Below are 21,063 nucleotides of genomic sequence, written 5' to 3'. Positions count from 1 at the left end.
CCCACGATGCCTACCTTCGTGGGTAGAGTATAGCCGTGGTACGGGTAGGCCATAGGCGCGTCACCTTTTATCCGCCGGAAGGGGCCAAGGCCCTCGTCGGGGACTTCACCGACTGGGAGAGGAACCCCATCCCCCTGGAGGGCCCCCTCACCTTGGAGTTCCCGGAAGGGGCCTATGTGGAATACGCCTTCTTAGACCGGGAGGGAAAACCCTTCCCCGACCCCGACAACCCCGAGAAGGCGGAAAACCCCTGGTGGACCTATCCCCGGGCCATCCGGCTTCCCGGCTTCCGCTACGAGGCCCCCCCTGAGCCCCAAACGGAGCCCAAGGTACACCGGCACCGCCTGGGGGAAAGGCGCTACTACGTGGCGGAAACGGGGGAAGCCCCTAAGGCCACGGTGGTGGCCCAGGACGGGGTGGCCTTCTACCGCACCGCCGGGCTCCACAAGGTGGCCAGGGCCCTCCTGGAGCGGGGGGAGATCCCCCCGGTGCGCCTCGTCTTCGTGGAGCCCATAGACCGGAGCCGGGAATACCGCTTCTCGGAAGCCTACGAGGGGGAGTTCCACGGGGTCTTGGCCGAGGTGGAACGGGCGTACGGCCCCCTGGGGGAGGTGGTCCTGGTGGGGGCCTCCTTGGGCGGGCTTTTCTCCTTGTGGCAGGCCTGGCGCCACCCGGGGCGCTTTCCCAAGGTCCTCGCCCTCTCCCCCGCCCTCAAGGCCCACCCCGGGGGGATGGACGCCTACCGGGACGAGGAGTGGCTTCTTGAGCGCTACCGGGAAGCGGAAGCCTTGCCCCGCATCTACCTGGAGGTGGGGCTTCTGGAGTGGCTCCTTGGGCCAAACCGCCGCTTCGCCGCCCTTCTCGCCGACCGGAAAGCCCCCCACGCCTACAAGGAGCGCCCCTCGGGCCACAACTGGGTCACCTGGAAGCAGGCCCTGGCCCCTGGGCTCCGTTACCTCTTGGGGGAAGGGTGAGCCAGATGAGCCTCGAGGCCCTCCTCGTCCTCCTCTCCGTGGCCGCCCTCGAGGCCCTCCTCTCCGGGGACAACGCCTTGGTCCTGGCGGTGATGGTGAAGCCCCTGCCGCCCCACCTCAGGCGGCGGGCCCTCTTCTACGGGATCCTCGGGGCCTACGTCCTTCGGGGCCTCGCCCTCCTCTTCGCCGTCTACCTCATCCGGCTCTGGTGGGTGGAGATCCTGGGAGGGCTTTACCTCCTCCACCTCATGCTCCAACACTTCCAGGACCAAGGGGAGGCCAAACCCCTCCTGGAGGCCGCGGCCCGGGAGTTTTGGCGGGTGGTCCTCCTCATCAACCTGGTGGACCTGGCCTTCGCCGTGGACTCCATCCTGGCGGTGGTGGCCTTCTCCAAGGAGCTCCTTCTGGTCTTCCTGGGGGTGGCCCTGGGCATCCTCTTCATCCGCCTTCTGGCGAGCAGCGTGGTGGTCCTCATGGAGCGCTTTCCCGGGCTGGAGAAGGTGGCCTACGCCCTGGTGGGCTGGGCGGGGGTAAAGCTTTTCCTGGAGGGGGAGGCCACCCTCGCCCACCTCCTCCACCGCCCGGAGCTCGCCTTTGAGCTTCCCAAGGCGCTCTTCTGGAGCGGCACCCTCCTCATCCTCCTCGTGGGCAGCCTCCTCGCCTTCCGCCGCCATGCCTAGGGACTGGGACGCCTTCTACCAAGGGGCGGAGGACCGCCCCCCCGCCTTCGTGGTGCGGGCCTACGGGCCCTTCGTGCCCATGGGACCCGTCCTGGACCTGGCGGGGGGCCTTGGGCGGAACGCCCGCTACTTCCTCGGGCGGGGCCACCCCGTGGTCCTGGTGGAGAGGAGCCGGGTGGCCCTAGAGCGCCTAAAGGGCACCCCGGGCCTCACCCTGGTGGAAGGGGACCTCGAGGCCGACCCCGCCCTCCCCCAAGGCCCCTTCGCCGGCATCGTCCTCTCCTACTACGTGAACCGCCCCCTCCTTTCCTCCCTCGCCCCCCTCCTCCTCCCAGGGGGGCTTCTCCTGGTGGAGGGCTTCACCCGGGAGGAGGCGAGGCGCAGGGGAAGGGAGGGTAGCCCCTTCTACTGGGAGCGCTACGAGCTCCTAACCCCTCCCCCCGGCCTCGCCTTAAGGGCCTATGGGGAGGGGTGGCGGGAGGGCCACCGGGCCTTCGCCGTCTACGTTAGGCCTTGAGGGCCTTGGCCACCAGCTCGGCGATGTCCAAGACCTCCGGGGCGCTTTCGTCCTGGGCGGTTTCCACGTTCATCATGGCCATGCAGAAGGGGCAACCCGTGGCGATGACCTCAGCCCCCGTGGCCTTGAGCTCCAGGTAGCGGTTTTGGGAAACCCGCATGGCCCCGGGCTCCTCCTCCTTCCAGAACTGGGCCCCGCCCGCCCCGCAGCAGAAGCTCTTCTCCCGGCTCCTTTGGGGCTCCGTGAGGACAAGCCCCACCCCCTTGAGCACCTCCCGGGGGGCCTCGTAGACCCCGTTGTGGCGGCCCAGGTAACAGGGGTCGTGGAAGACCACCTTGCGGGTTTCCTCGGAAACCTTGAGCCGCCCCGTGCGCAAAAGCTCGGCGATGAACTCCGAGTGGTGGACCACCCGGTACTGGCCGCCAAAGTCCTTGTACTCGTTCCCCAGGGTGTGGAAGCAGTGGGGGCAGGTGGTGACGATGGTCTTGGGGGCCACCTGGTTCAGGGTTTCCACGTTTTCCGTGGCGAGCTGGAAGAAGAGGTACTCGTTCCCCGCCCGCCGGGCGGCATCCCCGGTGCACTTCTCCCGCCGCCCCAGGACCGCCCAGTCCACCCCGCTGGCGTTCAGGATCTCCACCATGCTCCGGGCGATCTTCTGCGCCCGGGGGTCGTAGCTCGGGGCGCACCCCACCCAGTAGAGGACCTCGGGGTGGGGCTTCTCCTCCACGGTGGGCACGCTAAGCCCCTCGGCCCAGTCCAGGCGCTTGTCCTGGCCGATGCCCCAAGGGTTGCCCGAGCGCTCCATGCCCCGGAAGGCGTTGTTGAGCTCTTGGGGAAACTCCCCTTCCATGAGGACCTTGGCCCGGCGCACGTCCAGGATGTGGAGCATCTGCTCGTTGCCCACGGGGCAGACCTCCACGCAGGCCATGCAGGTGGTGCAGGCCCAAAGGGCCTCCTCGTTCAGGGCGAAGTCCATGAGGGGCCTTGGGCTTTCCTTGCCGGCGGCGAAATCCTTCAGGATCTCGTTGAGCTCGTAGCGCTCGGAGATGAGGATGGCGGCGGGGCTTAAGGCCTTGCCCGTGGTGTAGGCGGGGCAGGCCTCCTGGCACCGGTTGCACATGATGCAGGCGTAGGCGTCCAAAAGCCGCTTCCAGGAGAGGTCCTCCAACCTTTCCGCCCCGAACTTCTCCTCCTCCTTCTCCAAGTCCAAGGGCAGGAGGGCCCCGGGCTTCTCCTTGCGGAAGGCCAGATTGATGGGGGCCATGAAGAGGTGGATGTGCTTGGAGCGGGGGAAGTAGGGGAGGAAGAGGAGGATGGAGCCCAAGGCGCCCCACCAGAAAACGTGCTCCATGAAGACCAGGGCGGAAGGGGATAGCCCGGCCAAGGCCTGGGCCAGGGCGCTGGCCACGGGCTGGAAGGGGTCTGGGCCCTCCTGGGCCAGGCCCGCCGCCTTGGAGAGGAGGCGGCTACCCACGTGGAAGGTGATGAAGGCTCCCACGATGGCGGAGTCCCTGGGGATGCCCTGGCGCACCCTCTCGTGGAGGGGCACCTTGGGGTTCCAGGTGAAGTCCTTGGGGGCCACCACGTAGCGCCTTAGCATGAGGCCCAGGATGCCCACGAGGATCAAGGCGGTGAGGAGGTCGGCGAGGAGGTTATAGATGTTCCAAAGGCCCCCCTGGGTGTGAAGGGGGAAGTAGCCCTCCAACAGGTCCACCAGGTTCACCAAGAGGTAGTAGACGAAGCCGTAGAAGACAAAGGCGTGGAGGAGGGAGACGAGGGGCCTGCGCTTGAAGACGGTTTCCTGGGTGAGGACCGCCCAGAGGGCCCTGCCCACCCGCTCGGGTAGGCGGTCAAAGCGGTCCTCGGGCCGCCCCCGTCTTATGGCCAGGTAGACGCGCCGGAAGCCGGTGTAGGCGTAGTAAAGGCTTACCGCCGCCACGAGGAGGAAGAGGATTTTTTCCGGTAGGGTCAACATGGGATGGCCCTCCTTATACTCGGTAAAAGTTTACCCGATTCCCCATCCATGGCAAGAGCGTACAATGGCCCCTTGTGGAAACCGTAGCCCTCCTCGTCCTTCTCCTCTTTGGGCTTTTAAACCTCTTCGTCTTCCGCCGCTTCCAAAAGCCCCTATTGCCCCTGGTCTTGGTCCTTTTGCTGAGCGTCTTCGTCTTCTTCCTGGCCCCCGTCCTTGGCCTCCTGGTCTTCCTCCTGGGCCAGACCCTGGCCTTCTACGCCGCCGGGAAAAGCTGATAGCTGAGGAAGGCCACCAGGGCCCCCAGGAGGGCCCCCACCAGGACCTCGAGGTAGGTGTGGCCCAAGAGCTCCTTCAGGGGCTCGGGGGCGGGGCCTTTTTCCAGGACCTTCTGGAGTTCCTGGACGAGCTGGTTGAGGAGCTGGGCGTGAAGCCCGGCCGCCCGGCGGATGCCCGTAGCGTCGTACATGACGATGAGGGCGAAGACGGCGGCCACGGCGAAGAGGGAGCTACCAAACCCCTCCTCTAGCCCCACCGCCACCGCCAGGGCGCTCACCGTGGCGGAGTGGGAGCTCGGCATCCCCCCGGTTTCCAAAAAGCGCTCCCACTGGAAGCGGCCCTCCAAGAGGTAGTAGAGGAAAAGCTTCAGGGTCTGGGCCAGGAAGTTGGCCAGGATGGCAGTCCAGAAGACCTGGTTATAGAGAAGCTCCATGCCGCCTCAGGAGGGCCGCCTTGAGGGTGTTGGCCATGAGCATGGCCACGGTCATGGGCCCCACGCCCCCGGGCACCGGGGTGAGGGCGGAGGCCACCTCCGCCACCTCGGGGTGGACGTCGCCCAAAAGCCGCCCCTCCACCCGGTTCACCCCCACGTCCACCACGATGGCCCCGGGCCGCACCCAGTCCTTGCGCACCAGGTGGGCCTTCCCCACAGCCACCACCAGGATTTCCGCCCGGCGCGTCACCTCGGGGAGGCCCTCCGTTTTGGAGTGGGCCACGGTCACCGTGGCGTCCTCCCGCAGGAGGAGGCCCGCCAAGGGCTTCCCCACGATGTTGGAGCGCCCCAAGACCACCACCTCCTTGCCCTTTAGGTCCACGCCGTAGTGCTTGAGGAGGCGGACAATCCCCAAGGGCGTGCAGGGGAAAAGCCCCTCTCCCCCGCTCCAAAGGCGGCCCACGTTCACGGGGTGGAAGCCGTCCACGTCCTTGAGGGGGTGGATGGCCTCGAGGACCCTCTCGGTGCGGATGTGCCGGGGCAAGGGAAGCTGGACCAGGATGCCGTCCACGTCCTCGTGGGCGTTGAGCTCGGCAATGCGGGCAAGCAGGGCCTCCTCGGGGAAGTCCTCGGGGTAGACCTCCACCTGGCTCCTATACCCAAGCTCCCGGGCCCGCTTGTCCTTAAGCCGCACGTAGGACACGGAGGCCGGGTCCTCTCCCAAGCGGAGGACCCGCAAGGAGGGGACAAAGGGCAAAGCCTTTAGCCTCTCCCGAAGTTCGGCGTACACCGCCTCCGCCACCTCGTGGCCGGAAAGGGTACGGGCTAGGGTCATCTACGCCTCCTTGGGCACGGTCTTCAGCTCCCCCTCCTGGATCCGCCGGTAGAGGCGGCCCAGCACCCCGTTGACGAAGGCCCCCGAGTGCTCCCCCCCGTAGCGGTTGGCGATCTTCACCGCCACCTCAATGAGGGGGGCGAAGGGGGTGGGCTCGTAGAGCATCTCGTAGGTGGCGAGGCGGAGGACGGTGAGGTCGGTCTTGGACATCTGGGCGAAGTCCCAGCCCTCCACCGTTTCCCTAAGGACCCGGTCCACCTCCTCCCGGTGGGCCGTGTAGCCTTGGAGAAGCCTTTTGGCGAAGGCGATCCCCTCCTCGTCCAGGGGGTCGCCGTAAGGGTCGTCCTCCCCGCCCATCTCCTCCAGGGCGTGGCGGAAGGCCTCCTCCAGGCCCACGCCCCCTTGGGTGTGGGCGAAGAGGGCGCGCATGGCCAATTCCCTTGCCCGTCTAAGCATGGGCCTCCTTGCGGTACTCCACCTGGGCCACGGTGAGGTTCACCGCCTTCACCGCCTCCCCGGTGGCCACAAAAAGCGCCTCGGCCACGGCCTTTTGCACCCTTGGAGCCAGCTCGGGAATGGCGAGGCCGTAGTCCACGGAAAGGACCAGGTCCACGCTCAGGCCCTCCGGCGTCCTTTCCACCTTCACGGGCTTGGCGCGCCGGAAAACCTCTCCCAGGGAGCGGGGGACGGCCTCCAATGGCCGCACACCCTCCAGGCCCTCCAGGGCGTGGAGGACCAGGGCCTCGAGGGCGTGGTCGCTGATCTCGTAGTCCACCATCACACGCCCAGTCTACATCTCCATGCGCCGGGCCACGAAGTTGGTGTAGACCGCCCCCCGGCGGAAGAAGGCGTTCTGCAGGACCTTTTGGTGGAAGGGGATGGTGGTCTTGAGGCCGGGGCCCTCAATCACCGTTTCCGAAAGGGCCCGCTCCATCCGCCTTATGGCCTCCTCCCGGGTGAGGGCCCAGGCGATGATCTTGGCGATGAGGCTATCGTAGTGGGGCGGGATCTGGTAGCCGGCGTAGAGGTGGCTGTCCACCCGGATGCCGGGCCCCCCGGGGAAGAGGAGGGTTTCCACCTTGCCGATGGAGGGCCTAAAGCCCTTCTCGGGGTCCTCGGCGTTGATGCGCACCTCGAGGGCGTGCCCCCGCACCACGATGTCCTCCTGCCGAAGCCAAAGCTTCTCCCCTTGGGCGATGCGGAACTGGGCCTGCACCAGGTCCACCCCGGTGATCATCTCCGTCACGGGGTGCTCCACCTGGATGCGGGTGTTCATCTCAATGAAGTAGAAGTTCCCCTCCTTGTCCACCAAAAACTCCAGGGTGCCGGCGGAAACGTACCCCACGTGGGCCGCCAGGCGCACCGCCGCCTCGGCGATGGCCTTGCGGGTTTCGTAGGGGAGGACGCTTGGGGCCTCCTCCAAGAGCTTCTGGTGGCGGCGCTGGATGGAGCAGTCCCTTTCCCAAAGGTGGATGACGTTCTCCCCATCCCCCAGGACCTGGATTTCTATGTGCTTGGGCTCCTCAATGTACTTCTCCAGGTAGATGGCGGGGTTGCCGAAGGCGGCCCGGGCCTCCTCTTGCGCCTGTTGCACCGCCCGCTCCAACTCCTCCTCCGTGTGCACCACCCGCATCCCCCGCCCACCCCCGCCGGCGGAGGCCTTGAGGATCACGGGGTAGCCGATCTCCAAGGCCGCCCGCTTGGCCTCCTCCACGCTGGCGATCTCGTCCGTGCCGGGCACCGTGGGCACGCCCGCCTCCCGGGCCACCTTGCGGGCCGTGGCCTTGTCCCCCAGGGCCCGCATGTTCTCCGGGGTGGGGCCGATGAAGGTGATGCCGTGTTCCCGGCACATCTCGGCGAAGGTGGCGTTCTCCGCCAGGAAGCCGTAGCCCGGGTGGATGGCGTCGGCCCCGGTGACGATGGCGGCGGAGAGGAGGTTCGGGATATTAAGGTAGCTCTGCCCCGAGGGGGGCGGGCCGATGCAGATGGCCTCGTCCGCCAGGAGGACGGGGAGGCTCTTCTCGTCGGCGGTGGAGTGGGCCACCACCGTCTTGATGCCGAGCTCCTTGGCGGCCCGGATGATCCTTAAGGCGATCTCGCCCCGGTTGGCGATGAGGACCTTCTTCATACGGGTTGGATGAGGAAAAGGGGCTGGCCGTACTCCACGGGCTCCCCGTTTTGCACCAGGATCTTCCTCACGATGCCGGAAACCTCGGACTCAATCTCGTTCATGAGCTTCATGGCCTCAATGATGCAAAGCACCTGCCCCTTCTCCACCCGGTCCCCCTCCTTCACGTAGGGCGGGGCATCGGGAGCCGGCGCCCGGTAGAAGGTGCCCACGATGGGGGCGCGGATCTCCACGCACCCGGCGCACTCTTCCCCCTGGGCGGGGGCCTTGGGCGCTTCCTGCGGGGCGGGAGGCGGGGGAGGTGCTGGGGCCTCCGCCTGGGGCAGGGGAGCCAGGACCGGGGCCGGGGCGGGCACCGCCTGGGGCACCGCCACCACCTGCACCTCCCCCCCACGCCGTACGGTGAGCTTGTAGTCGGGGGTTTCCAGGGTAAGCTCGCTCACCCCGTGTTCCACCAAAGCTTGCAGGATCTGCTTGAGCTCCTTGGGCGTCATAGAAGCACCTCGTGGCATAAAGCTTACCTTATATGGCGAAAGGTTAGCTCCCTTAGACCGGGTCAAAACGTAGGGGACCCGGCGAGCCGGGCCCCCACGCACCCCTTGGGCTAGGCCCGGCCCACGTACTGGCCGGTGCGGGTGTCCACCTTGATGACCTCACCGGGCTCCACGAAAAGGGGCACCTGCACCACCGCCCCCGTTTCCAAGGTGGCGGGCTTAGACCCCCCGGAAACCGTGTCCCCCCGCACCCCAGGAGGCGTGTCCACCACCTTGAGCTCCACCACCGTGGGCGGGGTGATTTTGAGGGGGCGGCCCTCGTACATGTCCCCCAGGACCGTCATCCCCTCCTTCAGGAAGCGGGCCGCCTCCACCCGGTCCTTGGGCACGTGGAACTGCTCGTAGGTTTCCAGGTCCATGAAGACGAGCTCGTCCCCTTCGGGGTAAAGGTACTGGAGCTCGCGGGTTTCCACGTAGATGTCCTCGAGCTTCTCCCCCGAGTTGAAGGTGCGCTCAATGGTGGCCCCGGTTTCCAGGTTCTTGAACTTGGCCACCACCTTCGCCCCACCGCGGCCGATCTTTTGGTGTTGGTACTCCACGCACTCAAAGAGGCCGCCCTCCATCTTCACCTTGGTTCCAGGTCGCAGGTCGGTCACGCTGATCATGCTTCCTCCTCTAGGTTCAAGACCTGGGGCTTAAGCCCTAAGAGGTCAATATACCGGAGGTAGTCGGCCTCGGCGAGCTCCCGCCCGGCCAAGGCCACCAAAAGCGCCTCCATGACGTTGGTGCCAAAGCTCCGGCCCTTTAAGCGGGGCGTGGTGGTGATGAGGCGCTTCACCCCCCGGGCCTTGAGGAAGGCCAGGTCCTCCTCCGTGGTGGTGTTGGTGAGGACCGCCTTCCCCCGCATGTCCTCGGGCATGTAGCGGCGGATGTAGTGCCAGTCCCCGGCCACGAGATCGGCCCAAACGTAGTACCGGGTCCGCCAGTCCAGGACCTGCTTCTCCTGCTCCTTCCCCGTGGGGTAAAGGAGGCGGAAGGGAAGCTGGGTGAGGACGGGAAGGAGAAGGTAAGCGAGCTTTTGCAATAGGGAAAGGCGATAGAGGGGAATGGGCAGGCCCAGGGCGAAGATGAAGTCGCCGTAGAGCACCTTGGCCCCCGCCTCCCAAAGGGCCTCCGCCAGGCCGAAGCGGTCCACGGCGGAGGGGAGGAGCACTTTGGTGTTCTTCCAGTCTATGAGGGAAGCGAGCTCCTTGACCGCCCGCCTCTCCAAGGTGTGCTTGAGCCCCGAGCCGTCCACCACCGGGGTCTTCCGCGCCGCCCCCTTGAGGCGCTTGGCGTCTTTGATGACGTAGCGCCTTCCCCCCGCCACCAAGTAGAGGTCAATCCCCCCGAGGCCGATGGCGTCCACCTGGCCGTCCAGTTCCCGGATCAGGGCCACCGCCCGCTCCAGATCCCCGTCCGTCCCCCGCCTTTCCAGGAGCACCTTTTCCCCGAGGAGCTCCACCTCCGCCACGGAGTCGCGGCGGCTACTCCCCAGGGAAACCGAAACCACGCGCTTGGCCACGAGGGGCTATTTTAGCCCGAAGAGGAGGCCAAGGGCCAGGAAGAAGGCGGCGAGGAGGAAGAAGGGCCAGGCCCGGCGCACCCCAAGGAGGCGGACTAAAAGGCCAAAAACGAGGCTCCCAAAGGCCAGGGCCAGGAAGAGGGCCTGTAGGTTGGCCAAAAACGCCCCCATCCCCTTCACCCTAGCGCAACACCCGCCCCAAGAAGGCCAGGACCCGCTCCCTAAAGCGCCGGTCCGCCTCCCCCTGGAAGAGGTGGCCCGCTGGGTAGCTGAAGCACTCCACGGGCTTCCCCAAGGCCTTGAGCCTCCGGCAAAGCTCCCAGGACCACTCGGGGGGCACCTGGGCATCCTTTAGGCCGTGGTGGACGCTATAAGGGACGGAAAGCTCCGCCAGGTAGGTCCAGGGGGAGGCCTGGCGCAGGACCTCGGGCGATAGGGTGTAAAGCTCCCTTCCCCGCGCACCCCGGGACCAGTGGAGGATCCGCTCCAGGTTCTGCCTTTCGTCCCCGCTCATGCTCCCGTAAAGGACCACCCCCTTAAGCCCAGGGTCCACCAGGCTCACCACCTGGGCGATGCCGCCCCCCATGGAGTGGCCCAAGAGGGCGATGCGGCCCGCATCCGCCTGGGGGAAGGCCCCTTTGCGCACCTCGGCGAGGAGGTGGAGCACGTCCACGGCGTAGGCGTGGCGGAGGCCCCGGGCAGGGGCGCCCTCGGAAGGGGGGTGGCCGCGGTAGTTGGGGTGGAGGACGAGAAACCCCTCCTGGGCGAGCCAGTCGGCGTAACGGGCGGTGTAGGCGAGGAGGCGGTAGCGGCTCGGCTCCACGTAGCCGTGGAGGACCACCACCACCGGGAAAGGCCCCTTGCCCCTGGGAAGGTTGGCGAAGCCGTGGACCCTTAGGCCCTCGGAAAGGTGGGAGAACTGGACCCGGGTGAAGCGGACCCCCTCTTCCAGAACCCGTTCCACCCGGAAGCCCCCTTCCCCGTAGGTCCGGGCGCGGAGCTCGGGAAGGGTGAGAGCCTGGGCCCAGGCCAGGGCGAGGAAGCCCAGGGCGAAGGCTACCCGGCGCATGCCCCCAGGCTAGCGGGAAAGGCCTAGGCTAACTGTGCTCCCCTTCCGGGGCGAGCCACCCGGCGCTCAGGGCCTTGAGCCCGATGGCGTGGTAGACGAGCTGGGCGGCGGTCATCTCGGCGTGGAACTGGCCATTGGGGGAAAGCTCCACGAAGTCCATCCCCACCACCTCCTTTTCGGCGAAAACCGCCTCCAGGAGGTCCACCGCCTGGCGGTAGGAAAGCCCCCCGGGCAAGGGGGTACCCACGCTGGGCATGAGGGAAGGGTCCAGGGCATCAAAGTCAAAGCTGATGTAGACCCGCTTCCCCAAGGCGGCGAGGATCTCCTTTAGGGGAAGCCCCTCCCGGTGAAGCCGGTGGGCGGGGAAGAGGGCCACGCCCTTCTCCTGTGCCAGGCGAAGCGAGTCCCGGTCCATGGCCCGGATGCCCACCTGGACCAGGGGGAAGCCCTCGAGGAGGAGGCGGTGGAAGGGAGAGGCGTGGGAGTAAGGGGAGCCCTGCCACTCCGGGTAGAGGTCGGCGTGGGCGTCAATGTGGAGGAGGGAGAACTCCCCCAAGACCTCCCGATGGGCCAGGACCAAGGGGCGGGTGATGGAATGGTCCCCCCCGAGGGCCACCAGGAACTTCCCCGCCCGCAGGTGGGCCCTTGCGGCCTCCCCGATCAGGCGGTGGCTTTCCTCGGCGCTTCCCGCCACCCAGGGCACGGGCTCGGCGGCGTGGATGCCCGCCTCCTCGGGGGCGATGCCCAGTTCCAGGAGGAAGGGCTCAAGCTCCCGGCTCGCCAGGAGGATGGCCTCGGGGCCCCGCCTTGCCCCCGGGAGGAAGGAGAGGGAAAGGTCGTAGGGCACGGGCAGGACCACCACCCGCGCCATCTCGTAAGGGGTGTCTTGTTCGCCGAAGACGAGGCGCATAGCCCCTAGAGGATACCGAAGAAGCGCTCCATTAGGCGTAGGATGGCCAAGGTGCCCCGCTCAAAGTCCCGGATGCGGATGTGCTCGTTGGGGCTATGGACCCGGCTCCCCGGGTAGCCCACCCCTAGGCCCACCGCCGGGGCCTTCAGGTGGTGGAGGAAGGGGTACATGGGCCCAGACCCCGCCATGTTGGGGTAAAGCACCGCCTTCGCCCCAAAGGCCTCCTCCAGGGCCTTTCGCGCCAGGCCCACGAAGGGGTGGGCGAGGTCCGAGCGGGCGGGCCGCTCCCCCTTCTCCAAGACCACCACCTCCACGTCGTGGAAGCCGTGGGCCTCGAGGTGGCGCTTCAAGAGCACGGGTATCTCCTCGGGGTCCTGGTCCGGCACCAGGCGGAAGTCCAGTTTGGCGTAGGCCTCCGCCGGGAGAACCGTCTTGGACCCAGGCCCCCCGTAGCCCGAGTGAATGCCGTTGATGTTGACGCAAGGCTCGGCGTAAAGCCTCTGGTTGAACTCTAGGTTCCTCGCACCCCCCAAGAAGTCCCGCACGCCGAAGGCTTCCTTTAGGGCCTCGCTTTCGTCGGGGATCTCGGAGAGCACCTCCATCTCCAAGGGCGTGAGGGGGCGCACCTTGGCGTAAAAGCCCGGGATGAGGACCCTCCCCTCCTCGTCCCTCAAGGAGGCCAGGGCCCGGCTTAGGCGGTAGATGGGGTTTTCCACCACCGCCCCGTAGGAGGAGTGGAGGTCATAGCGGGCGGTGCGCACCCTAAGCTCCAGGGCCACGATCCCCTTAAGCCCGGCGTAGAGGTAGGGCCGCCCCTGGGCGTCCACGCCCCCCGCCTCCCACAGGATGGCGTCCGCCCGTAGACGGGGGGCGTGGGCCTCCACGTAGGCCTCGAGGTGGGGGCTTCCCACCTCCTCCTCCCCCTCCACCACGAACTTCACCCGGGGCAAAAACCCGTGCTTTTCCTGGAAAAGCTTTAGGGCCATCACCCTGGCCACCAGCTCCCCCTTGTCGTCGTGGGTGCCCCGGCCGTACCAGGCCCCGTCCCGTTCCGTGAGGGTAAAGGGGTCGCTTTCCCAGAGCTCCAAGGGGTCCGGGGGCTGCACATCGTAGTGGTTGTAGAACAAAAGGGTCCTCTCCCCTTCGCCTCCCTCGGCATAGACCACCGGGGGGCCATAGCCCGGGTGAAGCTCCGCCTCTAGGCCCAGGCTTTCCAAGAGCCCCGCCACCTTTTCCGCCCCCTCCGCCAAAGCCCGGCCCTCGGCGCTCACCGTGGGCAAGGCCACGAGCTCCGCAAGAAGGGCCCTTGCCTCCTCTAGAAAAGGCCTCATGGTAGACTGAGCATACTATGGTGGAACCTTCCCTGGTCCTCTACGGAGGCCCCTACGAGCGGGCCATGGACGTCCTGGAGGAAACGCTTCGGGAAACCGGGGCCCGGTACGCCCTCTTCATAGACCGCAAGGGCTTCGTCCTGGCCCACAAGGAGGCCCTATGGGCCCCTAAGCCCCCGCCCTTGGACTCCCTCGCCACCCTGGTGGCGGGAAACGCCGCCGCCACCCAGGCTTTGGCCAAGCTCCTGGGTGAGGCCCGCTTCCAGGAGGTGGTGCACCAGGGCGAGCGCATGGGCCTCTACGTGGACGAGGCCGGGGAGCACGCCCTTTTGGTCCTGGTCTTTGACGAGAACGCCCCCCTGGGCAAGGTGAAGCTCTACGGGAAGCGGGCGGCGGAGGCCCTAGCTAGGCTCGCCGAGGAAGCCCTGGCCAACCCGCCCAAGCTCAACCTGGACACCCAGTACCGCGAGGAAGCCAAGGCCCTCCTGGACGAGCTCTTTGGCAACTAACATGAGCACCATCAACTTCGCCAACCGCGAGATCAACTTCAAGATCGTCTACTATGGCCCCGGCCTCTCGGGCAAGACCACCAACCTAAAGTGGATCTACGGCAAAATCCCCGAGGGGCGGAAGGGGGAGATGGTTTCCTTGGCCACCGAGGACGAGCGAACCCTCTTTTTTGACTTTCTCCCCCTGGACTTGGGGGAAGTGAAGGGCTTTAAAACCCGCTTCCACCTTTACACCGTGCCCGGGCAGGTCTTCTACAACGCCAGCCGCAAGCTCATCCTTCGCGGCGTGGACGGGATCGTCTTCGTGGCCGACTCCGCCCCAAACCGACTCCGGGCCAACGCCGAGAGCATGCGCAACATGCGGGAAAACCTGGCGGAATACGGCTTGAAGGTGGAAGACCTCCCCGTGGTCCTCCAAGTCAACAAGCGCGACCTCCCCGATGCCCTCCCCGTGGAGATGGTCCGGGCGGTGGTGGACCCAGAGGGGCGCTTCCCCGTGTTTGAGGCGGTGGCCACGGAGGGGAAGGGGGTGTTTGAAACCCTTAAGGAGGTGAGCCGCCTGGTCCTGGCCCGGGTGGGAAGCGGGGCCTAAGCCGGGACGAAGCCGGGGGCCGGGAAATCTTCCCGGCCCTTCCCTTTACCCCCCTCCTGTATCTAAGAGCGGGAAGGGACTTTTGTCCCAATTGCTCCCTAAAGTAAGGGACAAATGTACTTCACCCTTTGACGGGCTTTTCGCTACCATAACCCCCGTATACGGCACCCCGCCGTTAGGGAGGAAGGGTATGGAGGAGAAACCGGTTGGCGCCATGGGAGTAATAGTGGTTCTTACCCTCACCATCTTGGTCTTCTGGCTGGGGGTATATGCCCTTTTCTTCGCTAGGGGGTAAACCATGGTGGACGAACACAAGGCGCACAAGGCGATCCTGGCTTACGAGAAGGGCTGGCTGGCCTTTTCCCTAGCCATGCTCATCGTCTTCATCGCCCTCATCGCCTACACCTTGGCCACCCACACCGCCGGGGCTATCCCTGCGGGCAAGCTGGAGCGGGTCAACCCCGCCACCGTGCGCACGGAGGGCCCCTGGGCCGACCCCGCCCAGGCGGTGGTCCAGACCGGCCCCAACCAGTACACGGTCTACGTCCTGGCCTTCGCCTATGGCTACCAGCCCAACCCCATTGAGGTACCCAAGGGGGCCGAAATCGTCTTCAAGATCACCAGCCCCGAGGTGATCCACGGCTTCCACGTGGAGGGCACCAACATCAACGTGGAGGTGCTTCCCGGGGAGGTGTCCACCGTGCGCTACACCTTCAAGAAGGCCGGGGAGTACCGCATCATCTGCAACCAGTACTGCGGCATCGGCCACCAGAACATGTTCGGCAAGATCGTGGTGAAGGAGTGAGCTATGGCGGTGCGTACGGGAGAGATTAGCCGCATCTACGAGGCCTATCCGGAAAAGAAGGCCACCCTCTACTTCCTCGTCCTGGGCTTCCTCGCCGTCATCGTGGGAAGCCTCTTTGGCCCCTTCCAGGCCCTGAACTACGGGAACGTGGACGCCTACCCCCTCCTTAAGCGCCTTCTCCCCTTCGTCCAGTCCTACTACCAGGGCCTCACCCTGCACGGGGTCCTAAACGCCATCGTCTTCACCCAGCTCTTCGCCCAGGCCATCATGGTCTATCTGCCGGCGCGGGAGCTGAACATGAGGCCCAACATGGGCCTCATGTGGCTTTCCTGGTGGATGGCCTTCCTGGGGCTCGTGGTGGCCGCCCTTCCCCTTCTCGCCAACGAGGCCACGGTCCTCTACACCTTCTACCCGCCCCTCAAGGGCCACTGGGCCTTCTACCTGGGGGCCAGCGTTTTCGTCCTTTCCACCTGGGTGAGCATCTACATCGTTTGGGACCTTTGGCGCCGTTGGAAGGCGCAAAACCCGGGGAAGGTGACCCCCTTGGTCACCTACATGGCCGTGGTCTTCTGGCTCATGTGGTTGATCGCCTCCATCGGCTTGGTCCTCGAGGCCGTCCTCTTCCTCCTACCCTGGTCCTTTGGCCTCATCCAGGGCGTTGACCCCTTGGTGGCCCGCACCCTCTTCTGGTGGACAGGCCACCCCATCGTTTACTTCTGGCTCCTGCCCGCCTACGCCATCATCTACGCCATCCTCCCCAAGCAGGCGGGCGGGAAGCTGGTGTCCGACCCCATGGCCCGGCTCGCCTTCCTCCTCTTCCTCCTCCTCTCCACCCCCGTGGGGTTCCACCACCAGTTCGCCGACCCCGGCATTGACCCCACCTGGAAGATGATCCACTCGGTCCTCACCCTGTTCGTGGCCGTGCCCAGCCTCATGACCGCCTTCACCGTGGCCGCCAGCCTGGAGTTCGCCGGGCGCCTGCGGGGCGGGAAGGGGCTTTTGGGCTGGATCAAGGCCCTCCCCTGGGACAACCCGGCCTTCGTGGCCCCCGTCTTGGGGTTGATCGGCTTCATCCCCGGAGGGGCTGGCGGTATAGTGAACGCCAGCTTCACCCTGGACTACGTGGTGCACAACACCGCCTGGATACCGGGGCACTTCCACCTGCAGGTGGCGAGCCTGGTAACCCTCACCGGCATGGGCTCCCTGTGGTGGCTCATCCCCAACCTCACGGGAAAGCCCATCTCCGATGGCCAGCGCCGCCTGGGGCTGGCGGTGGTCTGGCTCTGGTTCATCGGCATGATGGTGATGGCCCTCGGCCTCCACTGGCAGGGCCTCCTGAACGTGCCCCGGCGGGCCTACATCGCCCAGGTGCCGGACGCCTATACCCACGCCGCCCTTCCCATGGTCTTCAACATTCTCGCCGGCATCATCCTGCTGGTGGCGTTGCTCCTTTTCATCTACGGCCTCTTCAGCGTTCTTTTGGGCCGGGAGCGTAGGGCGGAGCTGGCCGAGGCCCCGGTGCCCTTCGCTGAGGTGATCTCCGGCCCCGAGGACCGTCCCCTGGTCCAGGCCATGGACCGCATCGGCTTCTGGTTCGCCGTGGCGGTGATCCTGGTAGTGTTGGCCTACGGCCCCACCCTGGTGCAGCTTTTCAGCAACCTGAACCCGGTGCCGGGTATGCGGCTCTGGTAGGCCCTCAAGGGGTCAAGGGCCAGGAGTTTCTGGCTCTTGACCTTTTTTGCGGAAGGCGCAAGGCTATGCCCGTGGGCTTTGTAACCTCCCCCGCCTTGAGCTGGATAGTGGGCCTCACCCTTCTCCCCTTTTTTCTCCAGTTCCTGGGGTTGGGCCTGGGTCAGGTGCTGGGGCAAGGGCTTTGCGGAAGCGCCCTGGGGGTTTCCGAGGCGGAGGCTGTCCGCTACGGTCTGGTGAGCGAGTATTACCTTTACGGCCAGCTCTTCCTTGTTTTGCTGGCCCTAAAGGTCACCTACGCCCTTGTCCTGATCACCCTGCGCTTCATGTACCCCAAGGGGGAACCCCCCTTCGCCCCCTTGGTGTGGCGCGTTGGGGTGGGGCTTTCCACCGTTTTCCTCCTGCTCTTCCTCCTCACCCGCACCCTGCCCCTGCCCTTCGCCACCCCCCTGGGACCAGCCCTGCTTTCCCCGGCCCCCTTGGACCCCCTTTCCCTGTTGATGGTCCTTCCAGAACCTCCCTTGCTTTTCCTTTACGTGAGGTACCGGCCATGAAGCTTCCCGCGCAAGTCTACCTCCTGGGCCTGGTCAGCTTCCTCATGGACGTGGCCAGCGAGATGGTCTATCCCCTTTTGCCCCTCTTCCTCACCAGCCTGGGCGCAGGGGCTGGAACCCTCGGCCTGGTGGAGGGGATAGCCGAGGCCACCGCCAGCCTCTTCAAGGTGGTGGGGGGACGGGTTTCGGACCGGGTGGGCCGGAGAAAGCCCCTGCTCCTCCTGGGCTATGGCTTACCCGCCTTCTTAAGGCCCATCCTGGCCCTGGCGCAAAGCCCAGGGCACGTCCTTCTGTACCGTTTTCTGGACCGTCTCGGGAAGGGCCTGCGCACCGCCCCCCGGGATGCTCTCCTTGCGGAAACCGTGGATAAGGGCGCCCTGGGACGGGCCTATGGCCTTCACCGGGGCCTGGACACCTTGGGGGCCACCGTGGGCCCCTTCTTGGCCTTCCTTCTCCTGCCCCATCTGGGGGTGCGGGGCGTCTTCTGGCTTTCCGCCATCCCCGCCTTCTTGGCCTGGCTCACGCTTCTTAGGGTCACGGAGCCTGGCCCGGCCAGGGCCGCCCACACCCCCCCTCCCCCCCTTCGCCTGGACTACCTGAAGACCCTCCCGGCCGCTTACCGGCGCTTCCTTCTGGTTTCCGGCATCTTTGCCCTGGCCCTCTCCTCTAACGCCTTCCTGCTCCTGCGCCTTAAGGACCTAGGCCTCTCGCAGGAGGAGGTCACCCTGGCCTACACGGGCTACAACCTCCTTTACGCCCTTCTCTCCTACCCCTTGGGGGGGCTTGCCGACCGGGTGGGGTTGAGGCGGGTGGTGGCCCTGGGGTTTGCCCTTTACGCCCTGGTCTACCTGGGCTTCGCCTGGGCCCAGACCGCCCTGGGGGGCGTGGCCCTGCTTCTCCTTTACGCCCTGTACTCCGCCGCTTTTGAGGGGTCAAGCCGGGCCTACCTGGCCACCCTGGTACCCCAGGAGGCCAAGGCCACCGCCATCGGCCTGTACCACACGGTGGTGGGGGTTTTGCTCTTCCCCGCAAGCCTGATCTTCGGTTGGCTATGGCAAGGCTATGGCCCTACGCTGGCCTTCGCCGTGGGGGCGGGTCTGGCCCTTGGGGCCCTTCTCCTCTTCCTGCTTGACGGAAGAAAGGGCAGGTCCTAACCTGGAGGAGGCCCTTTGGGGCCTCGAGGAGGAAGGGGCCAAGAGCGCCTTCCCCCCTGACGGAGGTGAGGATGCCCATCAGCAAAGAGGAAAAGCAAAAGGTCATACAGGAGTTCGCCCGCTTCCCCGGGGACACGGGGAGCACCGAGGTGCAGGTGGCCCTGCTCACCCTGCGCATCAACCGGCTTTCCGAGCACCTCAAGGTGCACAAGCACGACCACCACTCCCACCGGGGTCTCTTGATGCTGGTGGGGCAAAGGCGCCGGCTTCTTCGCTACCTGGAGCGGGAAGATCCGGAGCGCTACCGGGCCCTGGTTGAGAAACTGGGCCTTAGGAAGTAAACTGGTATCCAGGTCGGGGGCGGGGCCTTTGGGCTCCGCCTTTCGCTTGAGGACAACCATGGCAGAAGGCACACCCAACACCCCAAGGGCCGAACGGTACGAAACCCAGGTGGCTGGCCGCCTCCTGGTTCTGGAAACCGGAAAGTACGCCAAGCAGGCCTCCGGATCGGTCCTGGTGCGCTACGGCGACACCGTGGTCCTGGCCACGGCCCAGGCCTCCGAGGAACCCATTGAGGCGGATTTCCTCCCCCTCACCGTGGAGTTTGAGGAGCGGCACTACGCGGTGGGCAAGATCCCGGGGAGCTTCATGCGCCGGGAAGGGCGCCCTGGGGAAAAGGCCATCCTCTCGGCCCGCATGACGGATCGGCCCATCCGCCCCCTTTTCCCCAAGGGGTTCCGCCACGAGGTGCAGGTGATCGTCACCGTGCTCTCCGCCGACCAGAAGAACCCCCCGGACATCCTGGGGCCCACGGCGGCCAGCGCCGCCCTGATGCTTTCCGACATCCCCTGGGAGGGCCCGGTGGCCGCGGTTAGGGTGGGCCTCCTCGGGGGGCAGTTCGTCCTCAACCCCACCCTGCAGGAGCTGGAGGAAAGCGCCTTGGACCTGGTGGTGGCGGGAAGCCGCAACGCCATCCTCATGGTGGAGGCGGGAGCCCAGGAGGTGGACGAGGAGACCCTCGTCCAGGCCTTGGAGTTCGCCCACCGGGAGATGCAGCCCATCCTGGACCTGCAGGAGGCCATGGCCCGCGCCTTGGGCAAGCCCAAGATGGCCTGGACGCCTCCCGAAACCCTCTCCGAGGAGGAGAAGGAGGCCCTCTACCGCCTGGCCCTGGAGCGGGGGCTTTCCGGAGTGCTCCAGACCGCCAGCAAGGGGGAAAGGAGCCGGGCCCTCGAGGCCTTCGCCGAGGCCTTGATCGCCGAGGCCCTGCCCAAAGGGGAGGACGGCACCCCGGACGAGAGCCGGAAGCCGCTTTACGAAAGCGCCTTTGACGAGGTGGTGCGCAGGGAGCTCAGGCGGCTGGTGCTGGAGGAGGGCAAGCGGGCGGACGGCCGCACCCCTAAGGACCTCCGCCCCATCTGGATCGAGGTGGACGTCCTGCCCCGCACCCACGGCTCCGCCGTCTTCACCCGGGGGGAGACCCAGGTGCTGGGCACCGTGACCCTGGGCACGGGCCGGGACGAGCAGATCATTGACGACCTGGGCATTGACGAGACCGACCCCTTCCTGGTCCACTACAACTTCCCCCCCTATTCCACGGGGGAGGTCAAGCGGCTCAGGGGGGTTTCCCGGCGGGAGGTGGGCCACGGCAACCTGGCCAAAAGGGCCCTTAAGGCGGTGCTCCCGCCCCAGGAGAGCTTCCCCTACACCATCCGGGTGGTGGGGGACGTGCTGGAATCCAACGGCAGTAGCTCCATGGCCACGGTCTGCGCCGGCTGCCTGGCCCTCATGGACGCGGGCGTGCCCATCCGGGCCCCCGTGGCCGGGGTGGCCATGGGCCTGGTGTGGGAGGGGGACCGGGCGGTGATCCTCACCGACATCCTGGGCCTGGAGGACGCCCTGGGGGACATGGACTTCAAGGTGGCCGGTACCCGCCGGGGGGTCACGGCCTTGCAGATGGACAACAAGGTGGGCGGGCTTCCCCGGGAGGTGCTCAAAGAGGCCCTCATGCAGGCCCGGGAGGCCCGCCTGAAGATCCTGGACCTCATGGAGAGCGTCCTCCCCGCCCCACGCCCCGAGCTCAAGCCCTTTGCGCCGCGTATCCTGAGCCTCAAGGTGCCGGTGGAGAAGATCGGCCTCGTCATCGGCCCAGGGGGCAAGAACGTGCGCGCCCTAGAGGAACTCGGGGTGGAGGTGGACATCGAGGAGGACGGGACGGTGCGCATCTACTCCGCCGACCTCGAGGCGGCCGAAAAGGCCAAGAAGCGCATAGAAGACCTCACCCGCGAGGCCAAGGTGGGCGAGGTGTACGAGGGCACCGTCACCAAAATCACTCCCTTCGGGGCCTTCATCAGCCTCTTCCCTGGCACGGAAGGCCTCCTGCACATCAGCCAGATCGCCCCGGGCCGGGTGGAGCGGGTGGAGGACCACCTCAAGGTGGGGGACGTGATCAAGGTCAAGGTCCACCGCATTGACGAGCGGGGCAAGATAGACCTGATCCGGCCCGAGCTGGAAGGCAAAATCCCCCCCAGGCGGCGGGGCTAGCCCCTGGGGGTTTCCCCAAGCCGTAATCCC

General features: G+C 66.5%; 26 protein-coding genes. 13 read left to right on the top strand and 13 right to left on the bottom strand.

Going from position 1 to position 21,063, the window contains the following annotated elements; genetic code table 11:
- Nucleotides 1-35 precede the first annotated feature (35 nt).
- Genes LXN00_RS03955 through LXN00_RS03945 form a run of 3 tightly spaced genes read left to right on the top strand, consistent with a single transcriptional unit; the run spans nucleotide 36 to nucleotide 2,171 of the window.
- Nucleotides 36-974 (top strand): alpha/beta hydrolase-fold protein, encoded by a 939-nt coding sequence (locus LXN00_RS03955; protein WP_234505101.1) that lies wholly within the window; start codon nucleotides 36-38, stop codon nucleotides 972-974.
- A 5-nt stretch (nucleotides 975-979) separates the two neighbouring features.
- Nucleotides 980-1,654, top strand: coding sequence for a TerC family protein (locus tag LXN00_RS03950; RefSeq protein WP_234505172.1), 675 nt, complete (start codon nucleotides 980-982; stop codon nucleotides 1,652-1,654).
- Nucleotides 1,647-2,171, top strand: a complete 525-nt coding sequence (locus LXN00_RS03945; protein WP_234505099.1) for a class I SAM-dependent methyltransferase — start codon at nucleotides 1,647-1,649, stop codon at nucleotides 2,169-2,171. The genes LXN00_RS03950 and LXN00_RS03945 overlap by 8 nt, the downstream gene beginning before the upstream one ends.
- Here LXN00_RS03945 and LXN00_RS03940 read toward each other — a convergent pair.
- A complete protein-coding gene (locus tag LXN00_RS03940) occupies nucleotides 2,161-4,146 on the bottom strand; it encodes a (Fe-S)-binding protein (protein ID WP_234505097.1) in 1,986 nt (661 codons plus the stop codon). The genes LXN00_RS03945 and LXN00_RS03940 overlap by 11 nt on opposite strands.
- A gap of 74 nt (nucleotides 4,147-4,220) precedes the next feature.
- Here LXN00_RS03940 and LXN00_RS03935 point away from each other — a divergent pair, with 74 nt between their 5' ends.
- On the top strand, nucleotides 4,221-4,421 hold the full coding sequence (locus LXN00_RS03935) for a hypothetical protein (protein WP_234505095.1): 201 nt from the start codon (nucleotides 4,221-4,223) through the stop codon (nucleotides 4,419-4,421).
- Here the strand turns inward: LXN00_RS03935 and LXN00_RS03930 are convergent.
- From LXN00_RS03930 to LXN00_RS03875, 12 genes are all read right to left on the bottom strand, one after another.
- A complete protein-coding gene (locus tag LXN00_RS03930) occupies nucleotides 4,400-4,855 on the bottom strand; it encodes a divergent PAP2 family protein (protein ID WP_234505093.1) in 456 nt (151 codons plus the stop codon). The genes LXN00_RS03935 and LXN00_RS03930 overlap by 22 nt on opposite strands.
- Nucleotides 4,839-5,690 carry a bifunctional methylenetetrahydrofolate dehydrogenase/methenyltetrahydrofolate cyclohydrolase gene (locus LXN00_RS03925; protein ID WP_234505091.1) on the bottom strand — a complete coding sequence of 284 codons (852 nt, stop codon included), beginning with the start codon at nucleotides 5,688-5,690 and terminating at the stop codon, nucleotides 4,839-4,841. The genes LXN00_RS03930 and LXN00_RS03925 overlap by 17 nt, the downstream gene beginning before the upstream one ends.
- Entirely contained in the window at nucleotides 5,691-6,146 is a 456-nt protein-coding gene (nusB, locus tag LXN00_RS03920; RefSeq protein ID WP_234505089.1) for a transcription antitermination factor NusB, read from the bottom strand.
- Nucleotides 6,139-6,468, bottom strand: a complete 330-nt coding sequence (locus LXN00_RS03915; protein ID WP_234505170.1) for an Asp23/Gls24 family envelope stress response protein — start codon at nucleotides 6,466-6,468, stop codon at nucleotides 6,139-6,141. Before LXN00_RS03915 ends, nusB begins: the two co-directional genes overlap by 8 nt.
- A gap of 12 nt (nucleotides 6,469-6,480) precedes the next feature.
- Entirely contained in the window at nucleotides 6,481-7,818 is a 1,338-nt protein-coding gene (gene accC, locus LXN00_RS03910; protein WP_234505087.1) for an acetyl-CoA carboxylase biotin carboxylase subunit, read from the bottom strand.
- Nucleotides 7,815-8,312, bottom strand: a complete 498-nt coding sequence (gene accB, locus LXN00_RS03905) for an acetyl-CoA carboxylase biotin carboxyl carrier protein (protein ID WP_234505085.1) — start codon at nucleotides 8,310-8,312, stop codon at nucleotides 7,815-7,817. The genes accC and accB overlap by 4 nt, the downstream gene beginning before the upstream one ends.
- A gap of 110 nt (nucleotides 8,313-8,422) precedes the next feature.
- The gene (gene efp, locus LXN00_RS03900) at nucleotides 8,423-8,977 is read right to left on the bottom strand and encodes an elongation factor P (RefSeq protein WP_234505081.1); all 555 of its coding nucleotides are present in this window, start codon (nucleotides 8,975-8,977) and stop codon (nucleotides 8,423-8,425) included.
- The gene (locus LXN00_RS03895) at nucleotides 8,974-9,876 is read right to left on the bottom strand and encodes a quinate 5-dehydrogenase (protein ID WP_234505079.1); all 903 of its coding nucleotides are present in this window, start codon (nucleotides 9,874-9,876) and stop codon (nucleotides 8,974-8,976) included. The genes efp and LXN00_RS03895 overlap by 4 nt, the downstream gene beginning before the upstream one ends.
- Before the next feature lie 6 nt (nucleotides 9,877-9,882).
- Nucleotides 9,883-10,047 carry a hypothetical protein gene (locus LXN00_RS03890; RefSeq protein ID WP_234505078.1) on the bottom strand — a complete coding sequence of 55 codons (165 nt, stop codon included), beginning with the start codon at nucleotides 10,045-10,047 and terminating at the stop codon, nucleotides 9,883-9,885.
- A gap of 10 nt (nucleotides 10,048-10,057) precedes the next feature.
- On the bottom strand, nucleotides 10,058-10,945 hold the full coding sequence (locus tag LXN00_RS03885; RefSeq protein ID WP_234505076.1) for an alpha/beta hydrolase family protein: 888 nt from the start codon (nucleotides 10,943-10,945) through the stop codon (nucleotides 10,058-10,060).
- A gap of 28 nt (nucleotides 10,946-10,973) precedes the next feature.
- Entirely contained in the window at nucleotides 10,974-11,855 is an 882-nt protein-coding gene (speB, locus tag LXN00_RS03880; RefSeq protein WP_234505075.1) for an agmatinase, read from the bottom strand.
- Nucleotides 11,856-11,860: 5 nt separating this feature from the next.
- A complete protein-coding gene (locus tag LXN00_RS03875) occupies nucleotides 11,861-13,186 on the bottom strand; it encodes a M20/M25/M40 family metallo-hydrolase (protein ID WP_234505073.1) in 1,326 nt (441 codons plus the stop codon).
- A gap of 17 nt (nucleotides 13,187-13,203) precedes the next feature.
- Here LXN00_RS03875 and LXN00_RS03870 point away from each other — a divergent pair, with 17 nt between their 5' ends.
- From LXN00_RS03870 to pnp, 9 genes are all read left to right on the top strand, one after another.
- Entirely contained in the window at nucleotides 13,204-13,695 is a 492-nt protein-coding gene (locus LXN00_RS03870; protein ID WP_234505071.1) for a roadblock/LC7 domain-containing protein, read from the top strand.
- 1 nt (nucleotide 13,696) lies between these two features.
- Nucleotides 13,697-14,287, top strand: coding sequence for a GTP-binding protein (locus LXN00_RS03865; protein WP_039459146.1), 591 nt, complete (start codon nucleotides 13,697-13,699; stop codon nucleotides 14,285-14,287).
- A gap of 190 nt (nucleotides 14,288-14,477) precedes the next feature.
- A complete protein-coding gene (locus LXN00_RS03860; protein WP_039459144.1) occupies nucleotides 14,478-14,582 on the top strand; it encodes a cytochrome c oxidase subunit 2A in 105 nt (34 codons plus the stop codon).
- Nucleotides 14,583-14,585: 3 nt separating this feature from the next.
- On the top strand, nucleotides 14,586-15,092 hold the full coding sequence (locus tag LXN00_RS03855; RefSeq protein ID WP_234505069.1) for a cupredoxin domain-containing protein: 507 nt from the start codon (nucleotides 14,586-14,588) through the stop codon (nucleotides 15,090-15,092).
- Between the two features lie 3 nt (nucleotides 15,093-15,095).
- Nucleotides 15,096-16,784, top strand: a complete 1,689-nt coding sequence (locus tag LXN00_RS03850) for a b(o/a)3-type cytochrome-c oxidase subunit 1 (RefSeq protein ID WP_234505067.1) — start codon at nucleotides 15,096-15,098, stop codon at nucleotides 16,782-16,784.
- Between the two features lie 65 nt (nucleotides 16,785-16,849).
- A complete protein-coding gene (locus LXN00_RS03845; RefSeq protein WP_234505064.1) occupies nucleotides 16,850-17,335 on the top strand; it encodes a hypothetical protein in 486 nt (161 codons plus the stop codon).
- Nucleotides 17,332-18,489 (top strand): MFS transporter, encoded by a 1,158-nt coding sequence (locus LXN00_RS03840; RefSeq protein ID WP_234505061.1) that lies wholly within the window; start codon nucleotides 17,332-17,334, stop codon nucleotides 18,487-18,489. Before LXN00_RS03845 ends, LXN00_RS03840 begins: the two co-directional genes overlap by 4 nt.
- Nucleotides 18,490-18,560: 71 nt before the next feature.
- Entirely contained in the window at nucleotides 18,561-18,830 is a 270-nt protein-coding gene (gene rpsO, locus LXN00_RS03835; RefSeq protein ID WP_234505059.1) for a 30S ribosomal protein S15, read from the top strand.
- A 58-nt stretch (nucleotides 18,831-18,888) separates the two neighbouring features.
- Nucleotides 18,889-21,033 (top strand): polyribonucleotide nucleotidyltransferase, encoded by a 2,145-nt coding sequence (pnp, locus tag LXN00_RS03830; protein ID WP_234505057.1) that lies wholly within the window; start codon nucleotides 18,889-18,891, stop codon nucleotides 21,031-21,033.
- The last annotated feature ends 30 nt before the right edge of the window (nucleotides 21,034-21,063 follow it).

The sequence above is a fragment of the Thermus brockianus genome (assembly GCF_021462505.1).
GTDB lineage: Bacteria > Deinococcota > Deinococci > Deinococcales > Thermaceae > Thermus > Thermus hydrothermalis.
The sequence above is the reverse complement of the archived record's forward strand: the minus strand, read 5'-3'. Positions and strand labels throughout refer to the sequence as shown.

Bases quoted from the DNA above. Each gene is read 5' to 3' on its own strand.
- LXN00_RS03865 (WP_039459146.1), top strand. From the start codon at position 13,697: ATGAGCACCATCAACTTCGCCAACCGCGAGATCAACTTCAAGATCGTC.
- LXN00_RS03915 (WP_234505170.1), bottom strand. From the start codon at position 6,468: ATGGTGGACTACGAGATCAGCGACCACGCCCTCGAGGCCCTGGTCCTC.
- accC (WP_234505087.1), bottom strand. From the start codon at position 7,818: ATGAAGAAGGTCCTCATCGCCAACCGGGGCGAGATCGCCTTAAGGATC.
- LXN00_RS03930 (WP_234505093.1), bottom strand. From the start codon at position 4,855: ATGGAGCTTCTCTATAACCAGGTCTTCTGGACTGCCATCCTGGCCAAC.
- LXN00_RS03940 (WP_234505097.1), bottom strand. From the start codon at position 4,146: ATGTTGACCCTACCGGAAAAAATCCTCTTCCTCCTCGTGGCGGCGGTA.
- LXN00_RS03850 (WP_234505067.1), top strand. From the start codon at position 15,096: ATGGCGGTGCGTACGGGAGAGATTAGCCGCATCTACGAGGCCTATCCG.
- LXN00_RS03945 (WP_234505099.1), top strand. From the start codon at position 1,647: ATGCCTAGGGACTGGGACGCCTTCTACCAAGGGGCGGAGGACCGCCCC.
- LXN00_RS03885 (WP_234505076.1), bottom strand. From the start codon at position 10,945: ATGCGCCGGGTAGCCTTCGCCCTGGGCTTCCTCGCCCTGGCCTGGGCC.
- nusB (WP_234505089.1), bottom strand. From the start codon at position 6,146: ATGCTTAGACGGGCAAGGGAATTGGCCATGCGCGCCCTCTTCGCCCAC.
- rpsO (WP_234505059.1), top strand. From the start codon at position 18,561: ATGCCCATCAGCAAAGAGGAAAAGCAAAAGGTCATACAGGAGTTCGCC.
- accB (WP_234505085.1), bottom strand. From the start codon at position 8,312: ATGACGCCCAAGGAGCTCAAGCAGATCCTGCAAGCTTTGGTGGAACAC.
- LXN00_RS03925 (WP_234505091.1), bottom strand. From the start codon at position 5,690: ATGACCCTAGCCCGTACCCTTTCCGGCCACGAGGTGGCGGAGGCGGTG.
- LXN00_RS03950 (WP_234505172.1), top strand. From the start codon at position 980: ATGAGCCTCGAGGCCCTCCTCGTCCTCCTCTCCGTGGCCGCCCTCGAG.
- LXN00_RS03890 (WP_234505078.1), bottom strand. From the start codon at position 10,047: ATGGGGGCGTTTTTGGCCAACCTACAGGCCCTCTTCCTGGCCCTGGCC.
- LXN00_RS03845 (WP_234505064.1), top strand. From the start codon at position 16,850: ATGCCCGTGGGCTTTGTAACCTCCCCCGCCTTGAGCTGGATAGTGGGC.
- pnp (WP_234505057.1), top strand. From the start codon at position 18,889: ATGGCAGAAGGCACACCCAACACCCCAAGGGCCGAACGGTACGAAACC.
- LXN00_RS03875 (WP_234505073.1), bottom strand. From the start codon at position 13,186: ATGAGGCCTTTTCTAGAGGAGGCAAGGGCCCTTCTTGCGGAGCTCGTG.
- LXN00_RS03860 (WP_039459144.1), top strand. From the start codon at position 14,478: ATGGAGGAGAAACCGGTTGGCGCCATGGGAGTAATAGTGGTTCTTACC.
- efp (WP_234505081.1), bottom strand. From the start codon at position 8,977: ATGATCAGCGTGACCGACCTGCGACCTGGAACCAAGGTGAAGATGGAG.
- LXN00_RS03870 (WP_234505071.1), top strand. From the start codon at position 13,204: ATGGTGGAACCTTCCCTGGTCCTCTACGGAGGCCCCTACGAGCGGGCC.
- LXN00_RS03840 (WP_234505061.1), top strand. From the start codon at position 17,332: ATGAAGCTTCCCGCGCAAGTCTACCTCCTGGGCCTGGTCAGCTTCCTC.
- LXN00_RS03855 (WP_234505069.1), top strand. From the start codon at position 14,586: ATGGTGGACGAACACAAGGCGCACAAGGCGATCCTGGCTTACGAGAAG.
- speB (WP_234505075.1), bottom strand. From the start codon at position 11,855: ATGCGCCTCGTCTTCGGCGAACAAGACACCCCTTACGAGATGGCGCGG.